This is a genomic window from Pokkaliibacter plantistimulans (assembly GCF_003194385.1).
Taxonomy (GTDB): domain Bacteria; phylum Pseudomonadota; class Gammaproteobacteria; order Pseudomonadales; family Balneatricaceae; genus Pokkaliibacter; species Pokkaliibacter plantistimulans.
Genome location: NZ_LAPT01000034.1, coordinates 14,609 through 38,678 on the forward strand (window position 1 = coordinate 14,609; position 24,070 = coordinate 38,678).

The 24,070-nt window shown below is 53.6% G+C and carries 25 protein-coding genes; 13 read left to right on the forward strand and 12 right to left on the reverse strand.

The window, feature by feature from the left end:
• The first annotated feature begins 197 nt into the window (after nt 1-197).
• The 4 genes from WH50_RS08225 to WH50_RS08240 all read left to right on the forward strand — a co-directional run bounded on the left by WH50_RS08225 (nt 198) and on the right by WH50_RS08240 (nt 7,796).
• Nucleotides 198-1,271 (forward strand): AraC family transcriptional regulator, encoded by a 1,074-nt coding sequence (locus WH50_RS08225; protein ID WP_110186885.1) that lies wholly within the window; start codon nt 198-200, stop codon nt 1,269-1,271.
• A 124-nt stretch (nt 1,272-1,395) separates the two neighbouring features.
• A complete protein-coding gene (rng, locus tag WH50_RS08230; protein WP_104156427.1) occupies nt 1,396-2,862 on the forward strand; it encodes a ribonuclease G in 1,467 nt (488 codons plus the stop codon).
• 49 nt (nt 2,863-2,911) lie between these two features.
• The gene (locus tag WH50_RS08235; RefSeq protein WP_110186886.1) at nt 2,912-6,796 is read left to right on the forward strand and encodes a YhdP family protein; all 3,885 of its coding nucleotides are present in this window, start codon (nt 2,912-2,914) and stop codon (nt 6,794-6,796) included.
• A 154-nt stretch (nt 6,797-6,950) separates the two neighbouring features.
• Nucleotides 6,951-7,796, forward strand: coding sequence for a carbon-nitrogen hydrolase family protein (locus WH50_RS08240; protein WP_110186887.1), 846 nt, complete (start codon nt 6,951-6,953; stop codon nt 7,794-7,796).
• 33 nt (nt 7,797-7,829) lie between these two features.
• On the opposite strand, the gene yjgA is transcribed toward WH50_RS08240, so the two are convergent.
• The 12 genes from yjgA to WH50_RS08300 form a co-directional block, all read right to left on the reverse strand.
• Nucleotides 7,830-8,354 (reverse strand): ribosome biogenesis factor YjgA, encoded by a 525-nt coding sequence (gene yjgA, locus WH50_RS08245; protein WP_110186888.1) that lies wholly within the window; start codon nt 8,352-8,354, stop codon nt 7,830-7,832.
• A gap of 114 nt (nt 8,355-8,468) precedes the next feature.
• On the reverse strand, nt 8,469-9,818 hold the full coding sequence (gene mgtE, locus WH50_RS08250) for a magnesium transporter (RefSeq protein ID WP_110186889.1): 1,350 nt from the start codon (nt 9,816-9,818) through the stop codon (nt 8,469-8,471).
• A gap of 150 nt (nt 9,819-9,968) precedes the next feature.
• A complete protein-coding gene (locus tag WH50_RS08255) occupies nt 9,969-10,241 on the reverse strand; it encodes an HPr family phosphocarrier protein (protein ID WP_110186890.1) in 273 nt (90 codons plus the stop codon).
• Between the two features lie 14 nt (nt 10,242-10,255).
• Nucleotides 10,256-11,110 (reverse strand): RNase adapter RapZ, encoded by an 855-nt coding sequence (gene rapZ / locus WH50_RS08260; protein ID WP_104156433.1) that lies wholly within the window; start codon nt 11,108-11,110, stop codon nt 10,256-10,258.
• The gene (gene ptsN, locus WH50_RS08265) at nt 11,107-11,571 is read right to left on the reverse strand and encodes a PTS IIA-like nitrogen regulatory protein PtsN (protein ID WP_104156434.1); all 465 of its coding nucleotides are present in this window, start codon (nt 11,569-11,571) and stop codon (nt 11,107-11,109) included. Before ptsN ends, rapZ begins: the two co-directional genes overlap by 4 nt.
• Before the next feature lie 9 nt (nt 11,572-11,580).
• Nucleotides 11,581-11,889 (reverse strand): ribosome hibernation-promoting factor, HPF/YfiA family, encoded by a 309-nt coding sequence (hpf, locus tag WH50_RS08270; protein WP_104156435.1) that lies wholly within the window; start codon nt 11,887-11,889, stop codon nt 11,581-11,583.
• A gap of 103 nt (nt 11,890-11,992) precedes the next feature.
• Nucleotides 11,993-13,465, reverse strand: coding sequence for an RNA polymerase factor sigma-54 (locus WH50_RS08275; RefSeq protein ID WP_110186891.1), 1,473 nt, complete (start codon nt 13,463-13,465; stop codon nt 11,993-11,995).
• Nucleotides 13,466-13,542: 77 nt separating this feature from the next.
• On the reverse strand, nt 13,543-14,268 hold the full coding sequence (gene lptB, locus WH50_RS08280) for an LPS export ABC transporter ATP-binding protein (protein ID WP_104156437.1): 726 nt from the start codon (nt 14,266-14,268) through the stop codon (nt 13,543-13,545).
• Nucleotides 14,265-14,771, reverse strand: coding sequence for a lipopolysaccharide transport periplasmic protein LptA (gene lptA / locus WH50_RS08285; protein WP_110186892.1), 507 nt, complete (start codon nt 14,769-14,771; stop codon nt 14,265-14,267). Before lptA ends, lptB begins: the two co-directional genes overlap by 4 nt.
• Nucleotides 14,755-15,318, reverse strand: coding sequence for an LPS export ABC transporter periplasmic protein LptC (lptC, locus tag WH50_RS08290; protein WP_110186893.1), 564 nt, complete (start codon nt 15,316-15,318; stop codon nt 14,755-14,757). The genes lptA and lptC overlap by 17 nt, the downstream gene beginning before the upstream one ends.
• A gap of 28 nt (nt 15,319-15,346) precedes the next feature.
• Nucleotides 15,347-15,892: a 3-deoxy-manno-octulosonate-8-phosphatase KdsC gene (gene kdsC / locus WH50_RS08295; RefSeq protein ID WP_110186894.1), complete on the reverse strand. Its 546-nt coding sequence runs from the start codon at nt 15,890-15,892 to the stop codon at nt 15,347-15,349.
• 1 nt (nt 15,893) lies between these two features.
• Nucleotides 15,894-16,865 (reverse strand): KpsF/GutQ family sugar-phosphate isomerase, encoded by a 972-nt coding sequence (locus WH50_RS08300; protein ID WP_110186895.1) that lies wholly within the window; start codon nt 16,863-16,865, stop codon nt 15,894-15,896.
• Nucleotides 16,866-17,222: 357 nt separating this feature from the next.
• On the opposite strand from WH50_RS08300, the gene WH50_RS08305 reads away from it, so the two are divergent.
• The 9 genes from WH50_RS08305 to hisD all read left to right on the forward strand — a co-directional run bounded on the left by WH50_RS08305 (nt 17,223) and on the right by hisD (nt 23,992).
• Nucleotides 17,223-18,020, forward strand: a complete 798-nt coding sequence (locus WH50_RS08305) for an ATP-binding cassette domain-containing protein (protein ID WP_110186896.1) — start codon at nt 17,223-17,225, stop codon at nt 18,018-18,020.
• 12 nt (nt 18,021-18,032) lie between these two features.
• Nucleotides 18,033-18,815 (forward strand): lipid asymmetry maintenance ABC transporter permease subunit MlaE, encoded by a 783-nt coding sequence (mlaE, locus tag WH50_RS08310; RefSeq protein ID WP_110186897.1) that lies wholly within the window; start codon nt 18,033-18,035, stop codon nt 18,813-18,815.
• A 1-nt stretch (nt 18,816) separates the two neighbouring features.
• Nucleotides 18,817-19,275, forward strand: coding sequence for an outer membrane lipid asymmetry maintenance protein MlaD (gene mlaD, locus WH50_RS08315; protein ID WP_110186898.1), 459 nt, complete (start codon nt 18,817-18,819; stop codon nt 19,273-19,275).
• A gap of 122 nt (nt 19,276-19,397) precedes the next feature.
• Nucleotides 19,398-20,027 (forward strand): MlaC/ttg2D family ABC transporter substrate-binding protein, encoded by a 630-nt coding sequence (locus WH50_RS08320; RefSeq protein WP_207780230.1) that lies wholly within the window; start codon nt 19,398-19,400, stop codon nt 20,025-20,027.
• A gap of 3 nt (nt 20,028-20,030) precedes the next feature.
• Nucleotides 20,031-20,324, forward strand: a complete 294-nt coding sequence (locus tag WH50_RS08325; protein WP_110186900.1) for an STAS domain-containing protein — start codon at nt 20,031-20,033, stop codon at nt 20,322-20,324.
• A 114-nt stretch (nt 20,325-20,438) separates the two neighbouring features.
• Nucleotides 20,439-20,681 carry a BolA family protein gene (locus WH50_RS08330; RefSeq protein WP_110186901.1) on the forward strand — a complete coding sequence of 81 codons (243 nt, stop codon included), beginning with the start codon at nt 20,439-20,441 and terminating at the stop codon, nt 20,679-20,681.
• Nucleotides 20,682-20,694: 13 nt separating this feature from the next.
• Complete coding sequence (gene murA / locus WH50_RS08335; RefSeq protein ID WP_110186902.1) at nt 20,695-21,957, forward strand: UDP-N-acetylglucosamine 1-carboxyvinyltransferase; 1,263 nt, start codon at nt 20,695-20,697, stop codon at nt 21,955-21,957.
• Nucleotides 21,958-21,998: 41 nt separating this feature from the next.
• Nucleotides 21,999-22,661 carry an ATP phosphoribosyltransferase gene (hisG, locus tag WH50_RS08340; RefSeq protein ID WP_110186903.1) on the forward strand — a complete coding sequence of 221 codons (663 nt, stop codon included), beginning with the start codon at nt 21,999-22,001 and terminating at the stop codon, nt 22,659-22,661.
• Complete coding sequence (gene hisD / locus WH50_RS08345) at nt 22,658-23,992, forward strand: histidinol dehydrogenase (protein WP_110186904.1); 1,335 nt, start codon at nt 22,658-22,660, stop codon at nt 23,990-23,992. Before hisG ends, hisD begins: the two co-directional genes overlap by 4 nt.
• Nucleotides 23,993-24,070 lie beyond the last annotated feature (78 nt).

Consider the following 24,070-nt stretch of genomic DNA (forward strand, 5'->3'; position numbering starts at 1 on the left):
GGGTGAGGTAGTCGCTGCAAGGATTCTTTCTCGGACCAAGGTCGACTAACAAGTTGCTTACCGCTGCGGATAATAACTTGTCGCATAAAGACAATAGCTCATGAATAATGAGCTCGCGAGATGTACTCAGGTGATTGCAGACAACAGCACATGCTGGGCAATGCAGGGAGATGATCCATGACGGCTGAGAGAAGACCATGACGGCCACGGTGCTGGCAGGATGGCTCGGTGTGATCGAGCAGGCGGCGAGTCGCTATGGGCTCGACTTTGCCAGCCTGTTGCAACGCAGTGGTATTGATCCTGAATTACTGCAGCAAGGCACGGCGCGAGTGCCGCAGCGCAAGATCAGTGATCTGATGCAGCTGGCCATGGTGATGAGCAATGATCGTGGTTTTGCCCTGACAGTGGCCCGGCAAGTGCGCCCCCCTTCCTGGTACAGCCTTGGTTACGCGATCTGGGCCAGCGATACCCTGTTGCAGGGTTGTCAGCGATTGCAGCACTGTGCGGCATTGTTTGCCGATGCCTTCCATGTGCAACTGATTGAGCATGACGGTGAACTGCAGGTTGTATTACGGCAGGCACCTCTGCTGCGTGACCCTTTGCTGATGCTGGACTGGGAAGTCTTTGCTGCCACCATAGTGCTGACCATCCGGCATCTGCATCCGGCCAAGCCGCAACCACTGCGTGTTGTTCTGCCTGGGCCGGAGCCTGAAATGACGGCCCCCTTCAAGCGTCTGTTTGGTGAGGCGCTGGCGTGGCAGGGGGAGGAGGTGGTATTAACGTTCTCTGCGAGCCTGATGAAGGAGTGGCTGCCCGGGCGGAACCCTGAATTGGCCCGACAACATGATGAGCTGTCGCAGCGCTATCTGCAGGCCATGAACCACCGTAGTTTTAGCCGACAGGTGTATGAGCAGCTGTTGTCACGCGACTCGCTGCGTGAGGTCGAAGCGGCACAGGTGGCAGAGGCGCTACACATGAACCTGCGCACCTTTCAGCGGCGCCTGCAGGATGAGGAATGCTGCTTTCGTGAGTTACTGGATCAGGCCCGCCACGCGCTGTGCTGTCGGTATCTGAACAATGAACAGTTAAGCATGGGCGAAATCAGCTATCTGCTGGGGTTCGCCAATGTGAGTAATCTGTATCGCGCCTTCAGGCGCTGGCGTCAGGAAGCACCGGGCGAATATCGCCAGCGCCGGCGCCATGATTCTCTTGCCTGTTTGCAGACAGGAGGCAGGTCGGCACAAGCCCTTATACCTGTGACTTTTAGATAGTCTGCCAAACAGCTGCGAAGCCGTAACATCATGTTGCCACCAGGTGGGGTTGTCATAACCCATCAGGCATAATAATCAACCCCGGTCCAACGTCGGCCGGGATCTGGAAGAGCTTGAGACCCGAATGAGCGAAGAGATTCTAATCAACTTCACACCGATGGAAACCCGCGTTGCCGTGGTTGAGAACGGTATGCTGCAAGAGGTTTATGTCGAGCGTGCAGCCAAGCTGGGTATTGTCGGCAACATTTATAAAGGCAAGGTCGTCAGAGTACTGCCGGGCATGCAGGCTGCCTTCATTGATATTGGCCTGGATCGTGCTGCCTTTATACATGCTGCTGATATCCGCAGTGCCAAGGAAGATGAGAACAAATCCATCAGCTACCTGCTGCGCGAAGGGCAATCCCTGGTGGTACAGGTCACCAAGGATCCCATCGGCAGTAAAGGTGCGCGGCTGACCACCCATATCTCCATCCCCTCGCGTTATCTGGTGTATATGCCTTACGCCGAACATGTCGGCATCTCGCAGCGTATCGAAGATGAAGTCGAGCGTGAGCGCCTGAAACAGACCGTGCAGAGTCAACTGGACCAGTTGCACGAAGAGGGCGAGGTCAATGTAGGGGGCTTTATCGTCCGCACCGTTGCCGAAGGTGCACGGGAGAAGGATATTCACAAGGATTTGCTGTACCTGCGCCGGTTGTGGCACTCCCTGCAGGAGTCCATGGACAAGGCCGCACCCGCCACGGTGATCTATGAAGACCTGCCGCTGTATATGCGCATCCTGCGTGACCTCGCGACACCCGAGGTAGAAAAGATTCGCATTGACTCACGTGAAACCTTCCACAAGGCACAGGAGTTTGTTGGCAAGCTGATCCCTGAGATTCTTGAGCGTATTGAGTACTATCCGGGCGAGCGGCCGATTTTCGATCTCTACAATGTTGAAGATGAGATTCAGCGTGCTCTGGGCCGCAAAGTGCAACTCAAATCGGGCGGCTATCTGATTTTCGATCAGACTGAAGCCATGACCACGGTCGACGTCAATACCGGTGCTTACGTCGGGCACAAGACACTGGAAGAAACCATCTTCAAGACCAATCTGGAAGCCGCCACTGCCATTGGTCGGCAGCTCCGGTTGCGTAATCTGGGTGGCATCATCATTCTCGACTTTATTGATATGGAAGATGTGGAGCATCAGCGCCAGGTGTTACGAACCCTGGAGAAGGTGCTGGAGAAAGATCACGTCAAATGCAAGGTGACGGGGGTTTCTGAGCTGGGTCTGGTGGAAATGACCCGCAAGCGTACCCGCGAAAGTCTGGAGCAGGTGCTGTGTGAGCCATGCCCTATCTGCCAGGGACGGGGATCATTGAAGACCCCTGAAACGGTCTGCTACGAGATCTTCCGTGACATTCTGCGTCAGCATCGGGCATACAACACCGATTCCTATCTGGTACTGGCCAGCCAGTCAGTGGTCGACAAACTGATGGATGAGGAGTCGGATCGCGTGGCGGAACTGGAAACCTTTATCTCCAAAACCATTCGTTTTCAGGTCGAGCCCATGTACACCACTGAGCAGTTCGATGTCGTTTTGCGTTAAGCCCAGAGTATCAGGTCGTACCCTCAAGGACGGTCAGGAGTAAGGTTGGATGCCGTTGTTGTTAAGGTTGGGACGATTCTTTCTGCGACTGCTGACCATGTTGTCGATCATTTGGGTGGCATTGCTCACCCTGATCCTGCTGGTTTGGCAAACCTTGCCCTGGTGGTCGGCGCCGGTATTGAACTGGGGCCGGCAGCATTTCGCCATTCCGCTGTATTTTGATGCTACTCAGACGCAGTGGAACGGTAGCCGTATCGCTCTGACCCTGAGAAATGTGCGTTGGGGAGAGCAGCTGAATATCCCCGAGTTGCAGCTGGAAATGGATGCACTGAACAGTGTCTGGCGCTTCTATCCGGTGATGACCCGTATTCAGGCCCACGATATCGAGATACAGGCTGCTGTGCCGGAACAGTCCGGGGATAGTCAGCCTCAGTGGCCTTCCTGGCTGATCACGCTGCCGGTGGATGTCAGTGGCAAGGTGGCATTGAGCAAGGGCGCTATACGGCAGCAGGTGCAATTCAGTCTTTATAACGCACCTGCTGCAGCATCCCATTTTAACTACGGTGGTCGTCTGCAAGTGGCGACGGAAGGCGTGGCTGCTCCGCTTGAGTTGCGCTGGCAAGGCAATATCTGGGAAGGGCAGTTATGGCTGAATATGCCCAACCAGTCCTATCGCACCGCACTGCAGCCTTGGTTGCCTCAGGGGCTGCAGCTTGGTGCGCTGGATCTCGAAGGGCAGCTGTGGGCTGACTGGCGTGGCACCCGTATCCAGACGGTCAACGGCAACCTGTCTCTGCCTGATCTGGCACTCTTTACAGCGGGCTCCTCCTGGCAACTGTCACAGCTGCGGACGCAGGTGGTCTGGCGCAAGGCCGGGAATGGCTGGTGGGCTGGCTTGCAGCAGCTTAGCTGGGCTGATCAGCAAGGTAAATCGCTGGCACCCATGAATATCAGCATCCAGCACTTACCCTGGCAAACGCGACTGTGGCTGGATGATCTGGACCTGCACAGGCTGTGGCCCTGGCTGATGGAGCAGCATGTATCCTCCGGCTTGTGGGAAAACCGTCTGCTGCCTCTGTATGGGCGCGGGCATGTCAAAAATCTGTATTTCACTCTGGATCAGGCAAATGTCGAACAGGCCAGCCAGCGCTATGGTGCGGTGCAGCCTGCTTCACTCTGGACGTTACGGGCTGATCTGCAGCAAGTCAGCGTCAATGATGTTGATGGCATTCCCTCGCTCATTGGCGTGACCGGAGCAGTGGAGGCGGATGCTTATGGTGGTAAGGTCAGCCTGCACGGGCAGCCCCTGACGCTGGCCTTTCCACAGCTGTTCAGCAACGGCTGGGAGTTCAACAGCGCCGCTGGGGTGATTGGCTGGCATCTCACGGATAAGGATGCCTGGGTGACCAGCAATACCCTGAGCCTGGATCGACCGGGTTGGCAGGCCAAGGGGCGATTCAGCCTGAAGTTACCCTTGCATGAGGATGACAATGATCAGCGCTTTACGCTGATGATCGGTGTGAAAGACAGTGATGCCGGGCAGGGGCTGGAGTTTGTGCCCGATCACACGGTATCACCCTCCCTGATGAACTGGTTGCGGCAAGCCATGCCCGATGGCTATCTCCGCAGTGGTGCTTTTCTTTATGACGGCAGTGTCAGTAAGAGTGCCGGTTGGAACGAGCGTACCGTGCAGCTTTATCTTGATCTGCAGAACGCTCAGCTGAATTTCTCACCGGAATGGCCTGCCTTGCATGATGCCAATGTCCAGTTACTGACCCATGATGAATCCGTCACCGCCTTCGCCCCTCAGGCTCAACTGCAGAATCTGGATCTGAGTAACGTGCAGGTGGCATGGCCAAAAGCACCAGATGATCATCGCTTGTCGGTGGCGACGGAAGTCAACGCTGCTTTACCTGATGTGCAGGAGCTGTTGTTCGCTGCGCCGTTTGCAGGCTCTCTGACGGCACTGAAAGACTGGCAGATGACCGGCTCGCTGAAGGGCCAGGTAGTATTGCAGATCCCGCTGGCCAAAAATGATCCCGCGCTCGACATCAAGGTGGATACCCGTCTTGGCAGTGCTCAGTTGGTGCAGACCAAAGAGCAGTTGCAGGTCGACGACATTCACGGTGATTTGCATTACGACAGTAGCAAAGGACTGTTTACCGAGATGCCGTTGCAAGGCAGCTGGCGTGGCCAGAGTGTACAGGCCGAGCTAGTCCCTGCGGCAAGCAGCAAAGACTCCAAAGGGGCGGCAGCGACAACGCTGAAGGTAACAGGACACAGTGCCCTGAGTGATCTTGCCCAGTGGCAACAGCTCTCTTTGCCTGACTGGATTACCGGCGATCTGGACTGGGTTGCCATGCGCCATTTCTGCCAGGACGATACGTCCTATTGCCAGACCCTGCATATCAACAGTGATTTGCAGGGTGTAAGTGTTGACTTACCAGCTCCACTTGGTAAGGACGCAAATGCTGCAGTCCCGCTGCAACTGGATATCGAAGCCCAAAAGGAAACCCGGGTCACTGTTGAGTACGGTGACTTGCTGCATGCCAAGGCCAGATTTCTGGGTAACCAGGCTAAAGCCGTGGCTGTCAGTGTCGGTGGTGAGGCGCCTCAGTGGCCGAAAAGCGCTGCAATTGAAGTGGCCGCGAAGTTTGCTGAGTTGAATCCAACAGACTGGATCGCTGCAGTGAGTTCACTCTCTTCCACCGTCAGTAATAATGCGTCGACGGTTGGTGCCGCATCTGCCGGAGAGAAAGGTGATGTGCCCGATGGCAAGATTAACCTACCGATTTCAGCTCGCATAGTGACCGATAATCTCCACTGGCTGGGGCGTGACTGGGGAGCAGCGACTGCTAGTTATGATCCCAAAGGGGTGCTGTTCAGCGGCGACAGTCTGGATGGACGAGTCAGCTATGATGCAGGTCGTCGCCATTTGGATGTCAATCTCAGTCGCCTGTTGATTCCTGAAGTGGATGACAAGAGTAAGCAGAGCGATGGCGAGCAGGATAAGTTTGAGGACCCCCTGGCACAGGTTGATCCACGACAATGGCCAACACTGACAGCTCAAGTGGGTGAGCTGAAGTTTGGTAAATGGCCTTTGGGGGGCTGGCAGCTGAGTGGTAAGCCCAATAGTGATGGCTATCAGCTATTGCCCATCACTGCCAAACTGGGCAATCACGGTATGGACGCCCTGATGAGCTGGCATCGCGACAGTAGGCAGTCAACCACACAGTTGAAGCTGGATGCGCATGGGGATGACCTTGGTGAACTGATCAGCCGTGGTGGTTATGCCAAGTCACTGACCAGTAAAAACTGGCAGCTGACAGCCAATGTCGGTTGGCCAGGTTCACCGGCTGCCTTTGCCTTGAGCCGGCTGAGTGGCCAGTCTGATCTCAAACTGGAGAAAGGTGAGATTCTGAAGACATCGACGGAAAGTAACGCCCTGAAAGTCTTCAATATCTTTAACTTCAATCAGATTGGTCGTCGTTTGACGTTGGATTTCCGTGACCTCTTCAGTTCGGGTATCAGCTACGATACCTGGACCAGCTCCGTGCAGATTAGCAATGGGGTGATGACTACCCGCGAGCCCACCCGTATTCAAGGAGGAGGTGCCGACATTGAGGCCAGGGGCACGCTGGATCTGGTGCATGATACGGTTGATCAGCATGTGAATGTGACTCTGCCTATTACCAGCGCACTGCCAATTGCCGGGCTGCTTGCCGGATTGCCGCAGGTGGGGGGAGCCTTGTTTATTCTTGATAAGATCACCGGGGACAGGCTCAGCAAGATCGCCACGGTCAAATACCACATCAAAGGCAAACTCGGTGAAGAGGATGTGCAACTGGAGGGAGCGGGGGATAAGGCCTCTGATGCTTCAGAGGGGGCAGAGCAGCACGACAAGACAGGGCGTTCTCAGGGGGGGGATCGCTAGGAAGCTGCTTGCGTCGCACATTCATGTTCTGTGTACCTTCAAGCCAACTCCGGCAGCTCTCTTGCATATTTGCTACCTATAAGGTGGTAAAAGCCGGTGAGCCTGTAGATGAATGTTTCTGCAACCTGTTGTGTCAATCAAGGTGGGAAGGATTATGGGTGAGATTGCACTGCTGCAAATGGTCAGCATTCCGGATCTGGATGCCAACTTGCAGCAAGCACAGTTTTTAATTGAGGTAGCCGTTAAGCAGGGGGCTCGTTTTATCCTTCTGCCCGAGAACTTTGCCTCTTTTGCCACAGGGCGGATGCAGGAAGTGGCTGCTCAGGAGATTGATCAAAGTGGCAGATTGCGCAGTTTTGTTGCTGAGCAGGCGCGGCGGCATGGTGTCTGGTTGCTGGCTGGCACGATTCCCACTCGTCGCCGTGCCGATGGTAGCTTGCTGCACGCTCGTGCGCGATCTGCTTCGTGGCTGCTGGATGATGCAGGCAACGAAGTGGCGCGTTACGACAAGATTCACCTGTTTGATGTTGAGGTGGCTGATCAGCAGCAGTCCTACCGTGAATCCAGTGAGGTGGAGCCAGGTGACACTCCTGTCGTTGCTGATACCCCCTGGGGCCGGCTGGGTATGGCGGTATGTTATGACTTGCGATTCCCGGAGTTATTTCGGCGTTATCAGCAGGCGGGAGCAGAGTTGCTCAGCCTGCCTTCTGCCTTCACCCGTACCACCGGCGATGCGCATTGGGAAGTGCTGGTACGGGCCAGAGCCATTGAGACGCAGTGCTACATGCTGGCCCCGAATATGGGCGGACAGCATACGCCGAAACGCGCCACTAATGGTGACTCCATGATCGTTTCTCCCTGGGGAGAGGTGCTGAACCGGCTGAAGCAGGGGGCGGGAGTGGTGAGTGCGGATTGTGATCTGCAGTTGTTACGGGACATCCGTGCGCGAATGCCAGTATTGCAACACGTCAAGCTTGCTCCTCCATCAAGCGCCAGTTGAGTGTAGCGCTTGATGGCGGGGGAGGCCGCGACTTTACTGTCTTGCTTCGACCACTTCACGAATATAACTGAACAGCTTGCGGGCGCTGGCAGGTGGTTTCCCTGCGCTTTGTTCACGTTGCGCATTGCGGATCAGCTGACGCAGGTGCTGGATGTCGAACTCGGGGAACTCTGCCAGCAGTTCAGTTAATGCATCCTGCCCTTCGTTCAGAAGACGATCACGCCAACGCTCCAGCATATGGAAGTGCTGTACGTAAGCCTGACTTCCTGCATCGAAGCGGTCCACAACATTCTGGATGGCTTCGTTATCTTCACTACGCATCAGCTTGCCGATGTATTGCAGGTGGCGGCGCATGGCCTCGCCCTGCTTGAGGCGTTTGTGCTCAAGGATGGCCTTGGCCAGGGTGTCGCTCATAGGCACCTTGGTTAGCTGTTCGTTGGTCATCTCTGTAAGACGCTTGCCGAGTGACTGCAGAGCCTCGCTCTGGCGCTTCAGTTCCGACTTGCTCGGGCCTTCAAATTCGTCTTCTTGGTCGTCTTTATGCCAGCTGTAGCGCATTGTCTTATCCGTCAAACCTGGGTGGGGAACTGTATTTCTTCTGACGCCTGTTGATATGTCGTTGACAGGAGTTAGTTCTGCTGAACGTCTCAGGGCTGCAGAGCGGAAATACGATCAGGCGTAGAAAATAGTGGCCAGGCCGAGAAAGGACATAAACCCCACCACATCTGTAATGGTAGTCAGGATCACACTTCCTGCCAGGGCGGGATCGATCCCCCACGCCTTCAGTAAAAGGGGCAACATAGTACCAGAAAGTGCGGCCGCGATCAGGTTGATCATGATCGCGCTGGCGATGATGATGCCAATCGTGATGTCCTTGAACCAGAGCATGGCCAGGCAGGCGATGACGACGGCCCATAACACGCCGTTGAGCAGTCCGACGAGCAGTTCACGATTGAGTAGCCAGCCCATGTTGCTGCGCTCTACCTGTCCCAATGCCTGGCCGCGGATCATCAGGGTTAGCGTCTGGCTACCAGCAATGCCGCCCATGCTCGCTACGATGGGCATCAACACCGCAAGCGCTACCACTTTCTGAATGGTCGCCTCAAACATGCCGATGACAGCTGAAGCGATAAATGCAGTGATCAGATTGATACCCAGCCAGACGGCGCGGCGTCTGGCGGTTTTCAGCGTAGGGGAAAAGGTATCAGCATCATCATCAAGGCCGGCCATGCTCATCAGTGAGTGGTCTGATTCTTCGCGAATAACATCAACCACATCATCGATTGTGATCCGTCCAAGCAGGACATTGTCATCTCCGACCACCGGTGCTGACACCAGATCGTGCCGCTCGAATAGCTTGGCAACATCGGTGTCTGGCATAGTGGCAGGGATGGTGATGGTATCGGTAATCATCACCTCGCGAATACTGATATTGGGGTCGCTGACCAGCAGGCGGGTCAGCGGCAGAATGCCGATGAAGACATCTTTGCGGCTGACCACGAACAGGCTGTCTGTCATGGCAGGGATTTCACTGTGCCAGCGCAGATATCGCAGCGCTGTGTCGATGGAGATATCCGCCCGAACGGTAATGGTGTCGGTATTCATCAACCCGCCAGCACTGTCTTCGGGGTAGGACAGTACCTGTTCCAGACGCTCGCGATCCTGCTGATCCATCGATCGCAACACTTCGCTGATGATAGTGCTAGGCAGATGCTGCAGCATATCTGCCAGATCGTCGATATCCAGATGCTCAACGGCTGCAATGAGCTCTTCCGCGTTCATTTCCCGCAGGAAACTCTCCTGCAGGTCGAAGCTCAGATATTGCAGGACTTCCCCTTCGTTGTCCTGATCGACCATGTTCCATAACAAGGTGCGGATTTTAGGTGGGGAAGACTCGATAAGATGGGCAACATCGGCGGGTTTCAGGCCACCGTTCATCATTCGGCGAACCTGTTGCAGCTCACCGCTGTTGAGCGCGGCGTTAAGGTATTCCAGCTGGCTGTGGTTCAGGGGCTGGGCCATAGCTCGTTCCTGGTGTGCAGATCTGCACCGCTGGGCACAGAGGCTGAATTCCTATATCACTGCTGAAATAGTATCTGAATATCCCGGTCATACCAGCGCAAAGGCAACGGGATTGAGGAGTGGAGGGGAGCAGCTGGTGGGAAAGGGAGGTTACTCTCCCTCTTCAAACCGATCATTGATCATAGCTGCAATGGCGTCCCAGGCTTGGTCCTCATCTTCACCATCCAGCACGAACTGGAGTTCAGTGCCGTTGCTGGCCGCCAGTAACATAACAGACATGATGCTTTTGGCATCAACCATCTTGCCACCGATCTTGCCCATCTGGATCCGGCAGGTAAAACGGGTGGTCACACCGATCAGCTTAGCTGTTGCTCTGGCATGCAAGCCCAATTTGTTGATAAGTGTAATTTTCTCTTCGCGCATGCCGCATCCTGAAGTTAATCGAGCTCTCTGTGCCGAGTCTGGATGTGATGCCGAGTTGCAGTGAAGTAAGCGGCTAGTTGCTCGACCATATAAACCGAGCGATGCTGGCCACCTGTACAACCTATGGCTACCGTCATATAGGCACGATTGTTGCGTTCATAATATGGCAGCCAAGTTTCTAACAAGTTACGCAGGTCATCAAGCATCTTGCCTACATCTGCCTCATTTTGCAGGTAATCGATGACAGGTTGTTCACGTCCAGTGAAGCCGCGCAGTGATGGAATCCAATGTGGATTGGGCAGGCAGCGGACATCAAACACCAGGTCCGCATCCAGTGGCAGGCCATGTTTAAATCCGAACGACAGAAATAATACCGCCAGCTCCTGTGCTCGGCCTGCAACACGCACTTTGATCGTGTCGCGCAAGTCGTACAGCGTCATATGAGTCGTGTCGATGGTTAAATCGGCACAGTTGGAAATAGGGCGAAGCAGTCTTCGTTCTTCCTGAATGGCTTCCTGGAGGCTGATACGTCCATTGGTCAAAGGATGGCGGCGGCGTGTTGCGCTGAAGCGTTGAAGGAGGATGCTTTCATCTGCATCCAGATAAATCACTTCACAGTGGACACCCATGTTGCGGATGTCTTGCAATAGCACCGGAAGATCACCCAGACCACCGGGAAGGTTGCGAGCGTCAATGCTGACAGCCATATTCTGACGCTCAGGGCTGGGAGACTTCTGAGCCTGCTCGACCAGCGCTTTCAGCAGGTCGACGGGCAGGTTATCTATGCAGTAGTAGCCAAGATCCTCCAGCGCGTTGAGTGCTGTACTCTTTCCTGATCCTGACCGACCACTGATGATAAAAAGTTTCATGATGTCTGAGCAGCTATATCCAGTGCTGTCTGATATAAGGCCTCTGCACTGCCAGCTCGGCGCAGGCGCTGCAGGTTGCTTTCATCCTGTAACAGCCCGGCAACGCGCGCTAATGCCTGCAGGTGAGAGTCATGAGCTTCTTCGGGAGCAAGCAGGACGAAAATCAGATCGACGGGTTGATTATCACGAGCATCGAAGTCGACTGGGTCTTTGAGATGTATCAAGGCGCCAGTGACCTTGTCGCAGTCCTGTAAGCGGCAGTGAGGGATCGCAATCCCACCACCCAGGCCAGTACTGCCTAGTCGCTCTCTACTGAGTAGGCCGTTGTAGATAGCATCAACATCCAGATGGTCGAACTGGCTGGCCAGTAGCTCACTGGCCTGTTCCAGTACGCGCTTCTTGCTACTCCAGGCTGCACCTTCAATGGTGCAGGCCTGGGTTAAAAGTTGGTTTAGTTGCATAGGGGAGGATTAACGTACCGTAACGCCGTGACTGCGTTCTTTTTGCTTTTCTTTATGCTTCAGTAACTGGCGATCCAGTTTGTCTACCAGGCCGTCAATTGCAGCATACATATCACCATTTTCATGGGTGGCAAACAGCTCGCCACCTGCCAGATGAACATTGGCTTCGGCGATCTGGCGGGTTTTTTCCACACTTAGAGTGACTTGAACGTTGGTGATGTTGTCAAAGTGACGTTCCAGCTTTTGTAGCTTGCTGTGAACGTAATCAGTGAGAGCAGGGGTGAGTTCCAGCTGATGGCCTGTGATATTTATTTGCATAGCACTCTCCTGAGTTGCCGGTGAATGTTTGCTGGTTGCATCTCAATATAGCCGTATGCTTGCAGGCTTCGTCAAATCTTTTTTGCGTCAAAAAATTTAGCTTTTAAACCAAACGTTTACGCTCATTCGATGGTGCAATACCCATCGCTTCGCGATATTTAGCCACAGTACGACGAGCCACATTGATACCCTGATCTTCCAGAAGGGTAGCCAGTTTGGCATCACTCAATGGCTTTTTCGGAGGCTCCTCGGCAATCAGCTTTTTGATTATGGCGCGAATGGCTGTCGAGGAGGCTTCCCCACCGTCGGATGTACCGACGTGGCTGGAGAAGAAGTACTTCAGCTCAAACACCCCACGTGGTGTGTGCATGAACTTCTGGGTTGTGACACGAGAAATGGTGGACTCGTGCATCTCCACTGCCTGAGCAATGTCTGCCAGGACCATCGGGCGCATTGCTTCTTCTCCCTCTTCAAAGAAGTCGAGTTGAAATTCAACAATCTTGGTGGCTACTTTGAGCAGGGTGTCGTTGCGACTTTGCAGGCTTTTGATAAACCAGCGTGCTTCTTGCAGCTGATTCTTCAGATAGGTGTTGTCACTGCTTGAGTCCGCGCGCTTGATCAAACTGGCGTAACTGTTGTTGATACGCAACCGAGGCATGGCATCCTGATTCAGTTCAATAAGCCATTGACCTTCTTTCTTACTGACAACTACATCGGGGATAACGTATTCCGAATCGCCAGAAGTAATGCTGGCGCCAGGGCGAGGATTAAGGGTCTGTATCAGATGAATAACAGCGGCCAGCTCTTCTTCGCTCAGACGGGTGCGGCGCATCAAGGTCGCATAGTCTCGAGTGCCAAGCAGATTCAGGTGTTGCGCAATGATGTCCAGAGCCTGTTGTCGCCATTGTGTATCCACAGGTAGCTGTCGCAACTGGATCGTCAGACATTCTGCTAGATCGCGGGCAGCAACCCCAGGAGGGTCAAATTGCTGCAGATGGTGTAATACCATCAGTAGCTCATCTTCTTCTACAGGGTCTTCGTCATCGTTTTCGTTGAGGCTTTCCATCAACTCTTCCAAAGAGCTGGTCAGATAGCCTTCGGTGTTAATGCTGTCGATCAGGGTATAGGCAATCAGTTGATCACGTTCGTTCATCGGTGTCAGATTGAGTTGCCATTCCAGATGGGCCTGCAGGCTTTCTCCCTCAGTGGCTCGTGACTCAAAGTCGTAGCCATCTTCGCTATCGGATGAAGAGCTGGGCAGTGTGGAGTAAGTATCTTCCCAGTTGCTATCGACAGCCAGTTCTTCCGGAATATCTTCCGACCACTGGCTGTCAGTCTCCTGCTCGCTCTCATTATTGCTGCTAGTAGTTTCGTTTTTCAGAGCGGTTTCGTAACGCTCTTCAGCAACAGCAGGTTCGAACTCTTCTTCGACTTCAAGCAGCGGGTTACCATCCAGTGCATCCTGGATTTCCTGCTGCAGGTCGAGAGTGGAAAGCTGCAGCAGACGAATAGCCTGTTGCAACTGCGGGGTCATGGTCAGCTGCTGACCGATTTTCAGCTGTAATGAGGGTTTCATATTTGGCTACGAAGATACTTCTTGACTCATCGGATCAGGCTTGAAAATGGCGTGTTATTACCGCCATGCCGGGCTGCTCAAAAGCGGAAGTTTTCGCCCAGATAGACCTGCCGTACTTGTTCATGTTGAAGAATAGCATCGGCATCTCCCTCTGCGAGAATGGTCCCATCACTAACAATATAGGCATGATCACAAATCGACAGGGTTTCCCTGACGTTATGGTCGGTGATCAGCACTCCAATGCCCCGTGACTTCAGATGACGGATGATCTGTTGAATGTCACTGACGGATATTGGGTCAACTCCTGCAAAAGGCTCATCCAGCAAAATGAAGTCAGGTTCCATGGCTAATGCCCTGGCAATTTCCACCCGACGTCGTTCGCCGCCAGACAAACTCATGCCCAGACTATCGCGAATGTGCGTAATGTGGAACTCTTTTAGCAAGGATTCCATAAGCTCCAGACGACTTGCCTTGCTCAGCTCTGCTCGGGTTTCGAGGATCGCCAGGATGTTATCTTTCACGCTGAGCTTGCGGAAAATTGATGCTTCTTGCGGTAGATAGCCAATTCCCGCTCGTGCGCGGCCGTGAACAGGAAGGGCGGTGAGGTCCTGCTCATCCAGCAGAATACGGCCTTTATCTGAAGCAACGAGGCCAACAATCATGTAAAAGCAGGTGGTTTTGCCCGCGCCATTTGGGCCAAGCAGCCCAACAATTTCGCCGCGACTGACCTTCACGGATACATCCTTGACCACCTGACGTTTCTTGTAGGCTTTGGCCAGGTGTTGTGCATGTAATGTGCTCATGGGGTCGCTTTTTTCTTTGGTTGCAGGATCATCTCAACACGCTTGCCACTGCTGCCCTGAGCACTGAATGCATTTACCGTGCGTTTGGTAATGTCGTAAGTGATACGTTCGCCGGTAAAAGTATCCTGATTCTGAGTCAGCTTTGCCTGCTCAATGGCCGTCACAGTCTCTGCGGTCAGGTCATATTCCAGAGTCAGGCCGTAGGCATGGGTCAGGGGCTGATTCGGGCTGGGTAATTGCTGGTAGTGCGCAGGTTTGCCGTATGCAAAGGCCTTGGTCAGCTCGTTGTTGACGACATGTAGCACGACCTTGTCTGCATTGATTTCCAGGGTTCCCTGAGTCAGTTTGACGTTCCCTGTGTAGGTGACAGTACCTTTTGCATCGTCCAACACCGCCTGATCAGAGACGATGTGTACAGGTTTTTCCCTGTCTTCCGGGAGTGCCATGGCCAGAGTCGGAAGGAGTATGGCTGCGCCGAATGCGAGTTTAACGAGCTTTTTCATAGGTGGCTCTTACCTGAGAGAGAAGGGTTACTCGGTTGCTGGCCCAGTCGGCAGTCATGCCTGTAGCCTCTGCAATGCCATCCGGGGCTGTAATGACCACCGGTCTATCTGTTGACGCTTGCTCAAGGTGTGAATCAATACGCAGCCATTCTGTTGCCATGGTTATTGGGTTCTGTGGTGGCTGGCGATCAATTACAACATTGTTTTCCAGTTCAATATGTTCGTCGGCATCATAGTAGCGACCATTTTTGGCCGTGGTATGCCACTCTCCGTCTTTGGACCAGGTGCGGATATCAGGCATCTGTAACAAGCTCACCCCCTTCGACTGAAAATGGTCGACGCGTGGTGAGAATACGCTTGATGCCAGCTGTCCGTTTTGATCAAAGCGATCAGTGGTGATGTCAGTGGCGTAGGAGTCTGCTTTCTCGCCATCAAGCACCTCCAGACTGAGTACTGGTTGATCTGGCTCACGCAGATCATAGCGCAGCAGTGCAATCCCAATAAGCACGAAGGCTAGAATCAGGATAACTCGGTTCTTCAGGGACATGTGTCCGCTCCCATTTTCTGCTTCTTGCTCAGTCCAGATAGGGTTGCAAGCAGTCCGATAGCTTCTGCTGTGCTGTCAGTATCAGTTCGCATAGCTCTCTGACAGCCCCTTCGCCGCCGTTGCGTTGGCAACAGTAGTGGGTGTGAGGCTGCAGCGCAGGAGCGGCATTGGGTACTGTCACTGCCAGTCCGACACGGCGTAGTACCGGCAGGTCTGGCCAGTCATCACCAATGTAGGCAATGTTTTCCATGTCGATCTGATGTTCCTGACGCAGTTCTTCCAGTGCGTCCAGCTTGTCCTCTCTGCCCTGAAATAGAAAGTGAATGCCGAGATCCTTTGCTCGCTTTGCTACCAGAGCAGAGCGCCTGCCAGTAATGATTGCTGTTTTGATGCCCGCCTTGTGCAGCATCTTGATGCCGTGACCATCGAGAGAGTTGAACGCTTTTAATTCGTATCCTTCCTCAGCAAAATACAGGCGACCGTCGGTCAGAACACCGTCGACATCCATGATCAGCATGGTGATTCGCTGCGCGCGTTGTAGTAGCAGTGAGTCCAGAGTGCTTTCCTGAGTCATGTCACACTACTCCCGCTTTGATCAGATCGTGCATATGCAGAATGCCAACCGGTTTGTTTTGCTCTACGACTACTAGGGCGGTAATGCTCCATTGTTCCATCAGGTTGAGCGCCTCAGCGGCAAGCAGTTCGGGATTGATGGTCTTGCAGCCGCGTGTCATGACATCGCTGATGGGCAGCGAGTGCAGGTCCAGGCGTTGGTCCAGGGCTCGACGCAAGTCGCCGTCGGTGAAGATGCCACAAAGTTGGCCGCTTTCGTCTGTTACCGTGGTGAGGCCAAGGCCCTTGCGTGTAATTTCCAGCAGCGAGTCGCGCAGCAGAGTGTCGGGGCTCACCTGAGGTAACTGCTCGCCTCCATGCATGAGATCCCGGGCGCGTAGTAACAAACGCCGTCCCAGACTGCCACCAGGGTGGGAGAAGGCGAAGTCTTCTGCGGTGAACCCCCTCGCTTCGAGCAGGGCAACGGCCAGCGCATCGCCCATGACCAGCGCAACGGTCGTGCTGGTGGTCGGTGCCAAGCCTAATGGGCAGGCCTCTTCATCAATACTCAGGGTAATGTGTATATCAGCAGCGGTTGCCAGGCTGGAGCTGGCATTGCCCGTCATGCTGATCAAGGGGATTCGTAGTCTCTTCAGTAAGGGAATGAGATTGAGAACCTCTGGGGTTTCTCCCGAATTTGAGAGTGCTAGTACCACGTCAGCAGCGGTAATCATCCCCATATCGCCGTGGCTGGCTTCTGCTGGGTGTACGAAAAAGCTGGGGGTGCCGGTGCTGGCCAGGGTGGCGGCAATCTTATTGCCAATGTGCCCTGACTTGCCCATGCCGATAACCACAACACGTCCCGTGCAGTTCAGCATTAGTTGGCAGGCTGCATTGAAGTGTTCGCCAAGTTGTTGTTGCAGCGCGGCAACTGCATCGGCTTCTATACGAATGGTGCGTTGTGCACTTGCCAGGAAATCGTGAGGGTGACTCATGCGCTCCAGCTCGGTTATTAGCAAAATAGGTGCCGATAATAGCATTATTTTTTTTATGCTAAACGCTTTGCGCTGCTGCTACGCATGCGGAGTTGCTAGGGAATATGCAAACGTGTGCCGGTTTGTCGGGGCTTCGTCAGTGTTACTGACGAATGCAACAGTTTGTATGTGAGGGTTGATGTTGACGATGCAGATGGCCATAACAGCATCGGGCTGAATCAGCAGGGTTCATGGATTAGTGTATGCCAGTTGTCGGCTAGCTGAGTTGAAACGCAACATTTATGCGGGATGTTGGTCGCGCAGGCATCATGTTATGATTTGCGCTTTTTTAAACCGCCGACCGCCCAGTGAGGGATTATGGTGTCTGATAACGTTATTGTTCGCGTTCGCGACATGAGTTTTTATCGGGGGGAGCGGGCGATTTATGATGAGGTGAATATTGATATCCCCCAGGGAAAAATCACCGCCATCATGGGCCCAAGCGGTACAGGAAAAACGACCTTGCTGCGGCTGATCGGTGGGCAACTCAGACCTGATGCTGGCGTCATCGAGGTTGCGGGCAAGAATATTGCCAGAATGAGCCGTAAAGAGTTGTTTGCCGTACGTTCGCGGATGGGCATGTTGTTCCAGTCTGGAGCATTGTTTTCAGACTTGAGCGTTTTTGAAAATGTTGCTTTCCCACTACGCGTGCACACTCAGTTACCTGAAGACATGATCAGTGATCTGGTACTGCTGAAGTTACAGGCAGTCGGATTGCGTGGCGCCGCAGAGCTGATGCCGGCGGAGCTGTCTGGAGGTATGGCAAGGCGTGTGGCACTGGCGCGTGCCATTGCGCTGGACCCGGATATCGTCATGTATGACGAGCCGTTTGCTGGACAAGACCCCATTGCTATGGGGGTAGTGGTGCAGCTGATCAGCAAGCTGAACAAGGCACTGGGTCATACTGCAATCATCGTTTCCCATGATATTCAGGAGACCTTCAGTATTGCGGACTATGTCTACGTTGTTGCTGATGGTCAGGTTCTGGCCCGGGGAACGCCCGAGGAGTTGCAGGCAACTGACCAGATGCAGGTAAAACAGTTCATTCAGGGGCTGCCTGATGGTCCCGTGCCTTTTCATTACCCCGCCATGTCGGTTGCCGAGCAATTTAGCTGAGGAGTGTGTTAGATGCTTGATTGGGTGGCTGGTGTTGGACGGTCCACGCTCAATATCTTCACGGTATTAGGTCGATCCGGGCTGACAATGTATCAAGCGTTGGTGGCCGTACCTGACTGGCGGGTACAGTTTCCGCTGTTAGTACGGCAGCTGTATTTTGTCGGCGTTCTGTCGGTGATCATTATTGTCGTATCTGCCCTGTTTATCGGCATGGTCCTGGGGTTGCAGGGCTATACCATTCTGGTGGATTACGGTTCAGAGCAGGCTGTGGGTCAAATGGTGGCGCTCACCTTGACGCGTGAGCTGGCTCCGGTTGTCGCTGCACTGTTGTTTGCCGGTCGGGCTGGTTCTGCGTTGACGGCAGAAATCGGACTGATGAAGGCCACTGAGCAATTGGCCAGCATGGAAATGATCGGTGTCGATCCGTTGCGGCGAATTATAGCTCCCCGTTTCTGGGCTGGGTTTATATCGCTACCTGTGCTTGTGGCGATTTTTAACGTGGTGGGTATCTGGGGTGGGTCACTGGTCAGTGTGGACTGGTTGGGAGTCGACTCAGGTTCATTCTGGGCCAATATGCAGAACTCGGTTGATTTCGCTGATGATGTGATCAACGGCATGATCAAGGCGGTAGTGTTCGGTGCGGTGGTGACCTGGATCGCTGTGTTTCAGGGCTATGATTTGGTGCCGACATCTGAAGGTATCAGTAAGGCGACCACCCGTACTGTTGTGTATTCTTCCCTGGCAGTGCTGGGGCTGGACTTTGTGCTAACTGCACTGATGTTTGGAGATTTTTAGGATGAAAGTGCGAACGCTGGAGTTAAGTGTTGGTGTACTGATGTTGGCAGGGATAGCTGCGTTGCTGGTGTTGGCTGTCAAAGTCAGTGGCTTGACGTTTGCGGCGTCTGAGCCGACCTACAAAGTCTATGCCCGCTTTGATAACATCGGCGGCCTTACCTCGCGCTCGAAGGTCACTATTGCCGGGGTCCCTATTGGTCGGGTGACCAGTATTCAGTTGGATCCCAAGGATTTTCGCGCCAAGGTGGAAATGCAGATCAATCAGAGTGTGAACTATCTGAGCACAGACAGTTCTGCAATGATCCTCACCTCGGGCTTGTTGGGAGAGAAATATATCGGCATACAGGTAGGTGCCGATGACACCATGCTGAAGGATGGGGATATCATTGAGTACACCCAGTCAGCACTGGTGCTAGAAGACCTGATTGGCAAGTTTCTTTCCAGTCAGACCAAAAAATAGCCAGCTCTGACGCAGAGGCTCCTTGACCTGATCTCGCTAACTGACAGTGAGATGGCTTTTGAGGAGTGGTAGATTCAATCTCTGGTTACTGTGAGTTGGCGGGTAATTGCATGTGAGGGTAAATGAGTAACATGGTTAAACAGGTATGGAAGGCCGCAATGGCGTTTGTTGTGCTGGCGGCTATGGCGGTAGCTGGCACAGCACAGGCGTCGGATTGGGATGATGCTAAAGAAGTCGTAGTCAAAACCACGGATGCCATGCTGCTGATGATGAAAGATCCGGCAATGCGTCAGCAGGAGAATTTTGAGACTCTGTATGGTGAAGTGGATGCGACAGTGTCGCCGGTTGTCGACTTCGATAGCCTGTCAAAGGGTGTCATGGCGCATTACTACCGTCAGGCAAGCGATGCACAGAAAGCTGCATTTGCTGATCAGTTCAAGACCACGGTAATTCGTACTTTCACTAAGGCACTGCAGGTTATTACGCTGGATAAATACCAGGTATTGCCCAGTCAGGGGGCTGATCGTGACGGCAAAGCCAGCGTGCGTTTTGATTTTGCTACTACTGATGGCAAGACTTATCGCATTGAGTACAGCATGCACAAAAAAGGAAGTCAGTGGCTGGTATATAACGTGACGCTTGATGGCATCAACGTGGGGCTTAACTTCCGTAACCAGTTTGCCGAAGCCATGAACCGTGAACAGGACATGGATAAGGTTATTAATACCTGGACTGTGGCGGTCAAGGAGTAACTCATGGAGGCCTCACTGGACGAAAATGTCATCTTCTTGAATGGCGAGCTCGCTGTGGCTGATGCAGAGACATTACGTAGCAGAGTCGTTGAGCTAGTAAGAAAAGCGGGGGGCAAGATTATTGTTGATGTCTCCCGTTGCCATTCTCGCTCCATGGTTATCGTTCCCGTGTTGCTTGGTGCCCTGCGAAAGGCCAGGGCGATGAATGGTAGTGCTGTATTACGCGGAGTCAGTCCTGCCTTACTGTCCATTCTGGAGTTGACTGATTTGGATGACGTCATACCAATGGTGCAGTAGCGCTGTTCTTGGCGTATCCACGAGTAGTATGGAATAAAGCCGCCACAGGTACTGACCTGTGGCGGTTGTCTTGTCTTTGGCGTACCGGGGCAGATCGTTTAATTTGAGGTTGTCATGCAGGTAGAAGAAGTAAAAGCTCGTATTCAAGCGGGTATCGAAAATGCTGAAGTCTTCCCCGAGGGTGAAGGTTGCAGCTTTCAGGTGGTTGTGGTCAGTGAAGTATTCAATGGCATGACTCCTGTCAAGAAGCAACAACTGGTGTATTCCTGTTTAGCGGACAAAATTGCAGATGGCAGTATTCATGCTCTGACCATCAAAGCCTATACCCCCGCCCAGTGGCAGAATATCAGCGCCTGATCAGGAGTGCTCTATGGATAAATTGTTGATCTCTGGCGGCGCGCCGCTGCAGGGAGATATTCGCATTTCTGGCGCCAAGAACGCCGCACTTCCCATTCTCGCTGCCACCTTGCTGGCCGATGGCGTCGTTAAAATATCCAATCTTCCTCACTTGCATGATGTTACTACTATGGTCGGTCTGATTCGCCGCATGGGAGTCGAAGTGACCATGGACGAGAAGATGACCGTCGAGGTGGATGCGACCCAGATTGATAATGTCACCGCTCCCTATGAGCTGGTAAAAACCATGCGTGCATCCATTCTGGTATTGGGGCCACTGGTGGCACGATTTGGTCGTGCAGAAGTATCCCTGCCTGGTGGTTGTGCCATTGGTAGCCGTCCGGTGGATTTGCACTTGCGTGGCCTCGAGGCCATGGGCGCCAAAATCGTGCTGGAGGATGGCTATATTCGCGCCAGTGTCGAAGGGCGTCTGCGTGGTGCTCATATATTCTTTGACACGGTGACCGTCACTGGTACTGAAAACCTGTTGATGGCAGCAGTACTGGCAGAGGGCGAGACCGTTCTGGAGAACGCTGCGCGCGAGCCTGAAGTGGTCGATCTGGCTGAGTGCCTCATTGCTATGGGCGCAGATATCCGCGGTCATGGCACGGATACTATCCGTGTTTACGGTGTTGAAAAGCTGCATGGATGTACCTACCGGGTCCTGCCTGATCGTATCGAAACGGGGACCTATCTGGTTGCGGCAGCGGCAACGGGTGGGAAGGTGCTGCTGAAGGATACTCGCGCCGACATTTTGGAAGCGGTGCTGCACAAACTGACGGAAGCTGGTGCCAAAGTTGAGTTTGGCGATGATTGGATCAGTCTGGACATGCAGGGTAAGCGTCCTAAAGCTGTCAGCCTGACCACCGCTCCTTATCCTGCTTTCCCTACAGATATGCAGGCACAATTTGCCACGCTGAATACCATTGCTGAAGGTACCGGCATCATTCGAGAAACTATTTTCGAAAATCGCTTCATGCATATGAACGAGTTGATGCGAATGGGTGCCAAGATGCATATCGACGGCAACACCGCCGTGATCGAAGGTGTTCCGCAGCTGAAAGCTGCACCGGTTATGGCTACTGATCTTCGCGCTTCTGCCAGTCTGGTGATTGCCGGTCTGGTAGCATCAGGTGACACCGTAATTGATCGCATTTACCACATTGATCGTGGTTATGAATGCATTGAAGAAAAATTGCAGCGTTTGGGCGCTAAAATTCGCCGCTTGGCCAACTGATCAATCTTTTGGCATGCAACGGTACTGACGTGGATGTAACGATGAAACAAACCTTGACTCTGGCTTTGTCGAAAGGACGTATTCTGGACGATACCCTTCCCCTGCTGGCAGCCGCGGATATCCATCCTCTGGAAGATATTCGAAGCAGCCGCAAGCTGATATTCGACACCAACCATGAGCATTTGAAGTTGATCGTTATTCGTGCCACCGATGTACCCACCTACGTTGAATACGGCGCGGCAGACATGGGCATTGCTGGCAAGGATGTGTTGATGGAGCACGGTGCTCAGGAAATGTATGAGCCCGTGGATCTGGAGATTGCCAAATGCCGCCTGATGACGGCAGGAGTCAAAGGGGCTGCGCCGGTCGTTGGCCGCCGTCTTAAGGTGGCTACCAAGTTCGTGAATGTCGCAAAGGCCTACTATGCGGAGCAAGGTATCCAGGCGGATGTCATCAAGCTGTATGGTGCCATGGAGCTGGCTCCCTTGATGGGATTGGCGGATAAAATCGTTGATATCGTTGATACCGGTAATACGCTGCGGGCCAACGGCTTACAGCCCGAGGAGCTGATTGCAGATATCAGCAGCAGGATGGTAGTCGGCAAAGCCTCGATGAAAATGAAGTATCGCCTGATTGAACCTATTCTGGAGCGGCTACAGGCAGCGGTGGTAGCCAATCGTCCCGGTCAGGAGGGGGGGCAATGAGTATTGACGTCGAAGTTCAGAAGGTGAGCACTGCGGTTCGTATGCTCAACGCTGCAGATGCTGACTTTGCCATGCAACTGGATGCGCTGCTGGCATGGGAGTCTGTATCCGATCCGCTGGTGCAGCAGCGTGTTGATGAGATACTGGCAAATGTCAAAGAGCGCGGTGACGCTGCTGTGCTTGCTTACACTGCGCAGTTTGATCGTTTGTCGAAAGACCGAATGTCAGATCTGGAGGTTCCGCGAGCCAGATTACTGCAGGCTCTGGACAATTTGCCTGCCAAGCAACGCGATGCGCTGCAGGTGGCTGCAGATCGTGTTCAGCGCTACCATCAGCGTCAACTGCAGTCCTCCTGGCAGTATGAGGAGGAAGATGGCACCGTGCTCGGGCAGAAGGTGACGCCGATGGACCGTGTGGGCATTTATGTGCCCGGCGGTAAGGCTGCTTACCCGTCATCTGTGTTGATGAATGCCTTACCTGCCAAAGTGGCAGGGGTGGGCGAAATCATCATGGTGGTCCCTACGCCAGGTGGTGAAGTGAACGAACTGGTGTTGGCTGCAGCGGGTCTTGCTGGTGTTGATCGTGTGTTCACTATCGGTGGCTCACAGGCAGTGGCAGCGCTGGCTTACGGCACCCAGACAATACCTAAGGTCGATAAAATTGTCGGCCCCGGAAATATCTATGTGGCTACCGCCAAGCGGGCTGTGTTCGGTACTGTGGGTATCGACATGATCGCCGGTCCTTCTGAAATTCTGGTGATTTGCGATGGTCAGACTAATCCTGATTGGATTGCCATGGATCTGTTCTCGCAGGCTGAGCATGATGAGCAGGCACAGCCGATCCTGATCTCTCCCGATCTGGCGTTTCTGCAGAAGGTGCAGAACAGTATTGATAAGCTACTGCCTACCATGGAACGTAAAGACATCATTAGTGTCTCATTACGTGATCGGGCCGCTTTTGTCGCAGTGGCTGATCTGGATCAGGCGTGTGATATTGCTAATCACATTGCACCTGAGCACCTTGAGCTGTCGGTAGCAGACCCCCAGGTCTGGCTGGAAAAAATTCGCCATGCCGGTGCTATTTTTATGGGTCGTTACACTGCTGAGGCACTTGGCGACTACTGTGCCGGACCTAATCATGTACTGCCCACTTCCGGGACCGCACGGTTCTCCTCTCCGCTGGGCGTATATGATTTTCAGAAGCGTTCTTCATTGATCATGTTCACAGAAGACGGCGCGAGTGAGGTAGGTAAGGTGGCATCCGTTTTAGCCCGCGGTGAATATCTTACGGCTCATGCGCGTTCTGCCGAATATCGCATCAAGCCTGACTAAGGTTTGGTGCTGGTCGGGCTGAGTAGCATTGATGAAGGCGGGACATTCCCGCCTTTTCTGTCTTTGGGGGTCTCCTCT

What these genes read in the sequence shown, in the direction of transcription:
- WH50_RS08225 (WP_110186885.1), top strand. Translation starts at nt 198, where the DNA reads ATGACGGCCACGGTGCTGGCAGGATGGCTCGGTGTGATCGAGCAGGCG.
- rng (WP_104156427.1), top strand. Translation starts at nt 1,396, where the DNA reads ATGAGCGAAGAGATTCTAATCAACTTCACACCGATGGAAACCCGCGTT.
- WH50_RS08235 (WP_110186886.1), top strand. Translation starts at nt 2,912, where the DNA reads ATGCCGTTGTTGTTAAGGTTGGGACGATTCTTTCTGCGACTGCTGACC.
- WH50_RS08240 (WP_110186887.1), top strand. Translation starts at nt 6,951, where the DNA reads ATGGGTGAGATTGCACTGCTGCAAATGGTCAGCATTCCGGATCTGGAT.
- yjgA (WP_110186888.1), bottom strand. Translation starts at nt 8,354, where the DNA reads ATGCGCTACAGCTGGCATAAAGACGACCAAGAAGACGAATTTGAAGGC.
- mgtE (WP_110186889.1), bottom strand. Translation starts at nt 9,818, where the DNA reads ATGGCCCAGCCCCTGAACCACAGCCAGCTGGAATACCTTAACGCCGCG.
- WH50_RS08255 (WP_110186890.1), bottom strand. Translation starts at nt 10,241, where the DNA reads ATGCGCGAAGAGAAAATTACACTTATCAACAAATTGGGCTTGCATGCC.
- rapZ (WP_104156433.1), bottom strand. Translation starts at nt 11,110, where the DNA reads ATGAAACTTTTTATCATCAGTGGTCGGTCAGGATCAGGAAAGAGTACA.
- ptsN (WP_104156434.1), bottom strand. Translation starts at nt 11,571, where the DNA reads ATGCAACTAAACCAACTTTTAACCCAGGCCTGCACCATTGAAGGTGCA.
- hpf (WP_104156435.1), bottom strand. Translation starts at nt 11,889, where the DNA reads ATGCAAATAAATATCACAGGCCATCAGCTGGAACTCACCCCTGCTCTC.
- WH50_RS08275 (WP_110186891.1), bottom strand. Translation starts at nt 13,465, where the DNA reads ATGAAACCCTCATTACAGCTGAAAATCGGTCAGCAGCTGACCATGACC.
- lptB (WP_104156437.1), bottom strand. Translation starts at nt 14,268, where the DNA reads ATGAGCACATTACATGCACAACACCTGGCCAAAGCCTACAAGAAACGT.
- lptA (WP_110186892.1), bottom strand. Translation starts at nt 14,771, where the DNA reads ATGAAAAAGCTCGTTAAACTCGCATTCGGCGCAGCCATACTCCTTCCG.
- lptC (WP_110186893.1), bottom strand. Translation starts at nt 15,318, where the DNA reads ATGTCCCTGAAGAACCGAGTTATCCTGATTCTAGCCTTCGTGCTTATT.
- kdsC (WP_110186894.1), bottom strand. Translation starts at nt 15,892, where the DNA reads ATGACTCAGGAAAGCACTCTGGACTCACTGCTACTACAACGCGCGCAG.
- WH50_RS08300 (WP_110186895.1), bottom strand. Translation starts at nt 16,865, where the DNA reads ATGAGTCACCCTCACGATTTCCTGGCAAGTGCACAACGCACCATTCGT.
- WH50_RS08305 (WP_110186896.1), top strand. Translation starts at nt 17,223, where the DNA reads ATGGTGTCTGATAACGTTATTGTTCGCGTTCGCGACATGAGTTTTTAT.
- mlaE (WP_110186897.1), top strand. Translation starts at nt 18,033, where the DNA reads ATGCTTGATTGGGTGGCTGGTGTTGGACGGTCCACGCTCAATATCTTC.
- mlaD (WP_110186898.1), top strand. Translation starts at nt 18,817, where the DNA reads ATGAAAGTGCGAACGCTGGAGTTAAGTGTTGGTGTACTGATGTTGGCA.
- WH50_RS08320 (WP_207780230.1), top strand. Translation starts at nt 19,398, where the DNA reads ATGAGTAACATGGTTAAACAGGTATGGAAGGCCGCAATGGCGTTTGTT.
- WH50_RS08325 (WP_110186900.1), top strand. Translation starts at nt 20,031, where the DNA reads ATGGAGGCCTCACTGGACGAAAATGTCATCTTCTTGAATGGCGAGCTC.
- WH50_RS08330 (WP_110186901.1), top strand. Translation starts at nt 20,439, where the DNA reads ATGCAGGTAGAAGAAGTAAAAGCTCGTATTCAAGCGGGTATCGAAAAT.
- murA (WP_110186902.1), top strand. Translation starts at nt 20,695, where the DNA reads ATGGATAAATTGTTGATCTCTGGCGGCGCGCCGCTGCAGGGAGATATT.
- hisG (WP_110186903.1), top strand. Translation starts at nt 21,999, where the DNA reads ATGAAACAAACCTTGACTCTGGCTTTGTCGAAAGGACGTATTCTGGAC.
- hisD (WP_110186904.1), top strand. Translation starts at nt 22,658, where the DNA reads ATGAGTATTGACGTCGAAGTTCAGAAGGTGAGCACTGCGGTTCGTATG.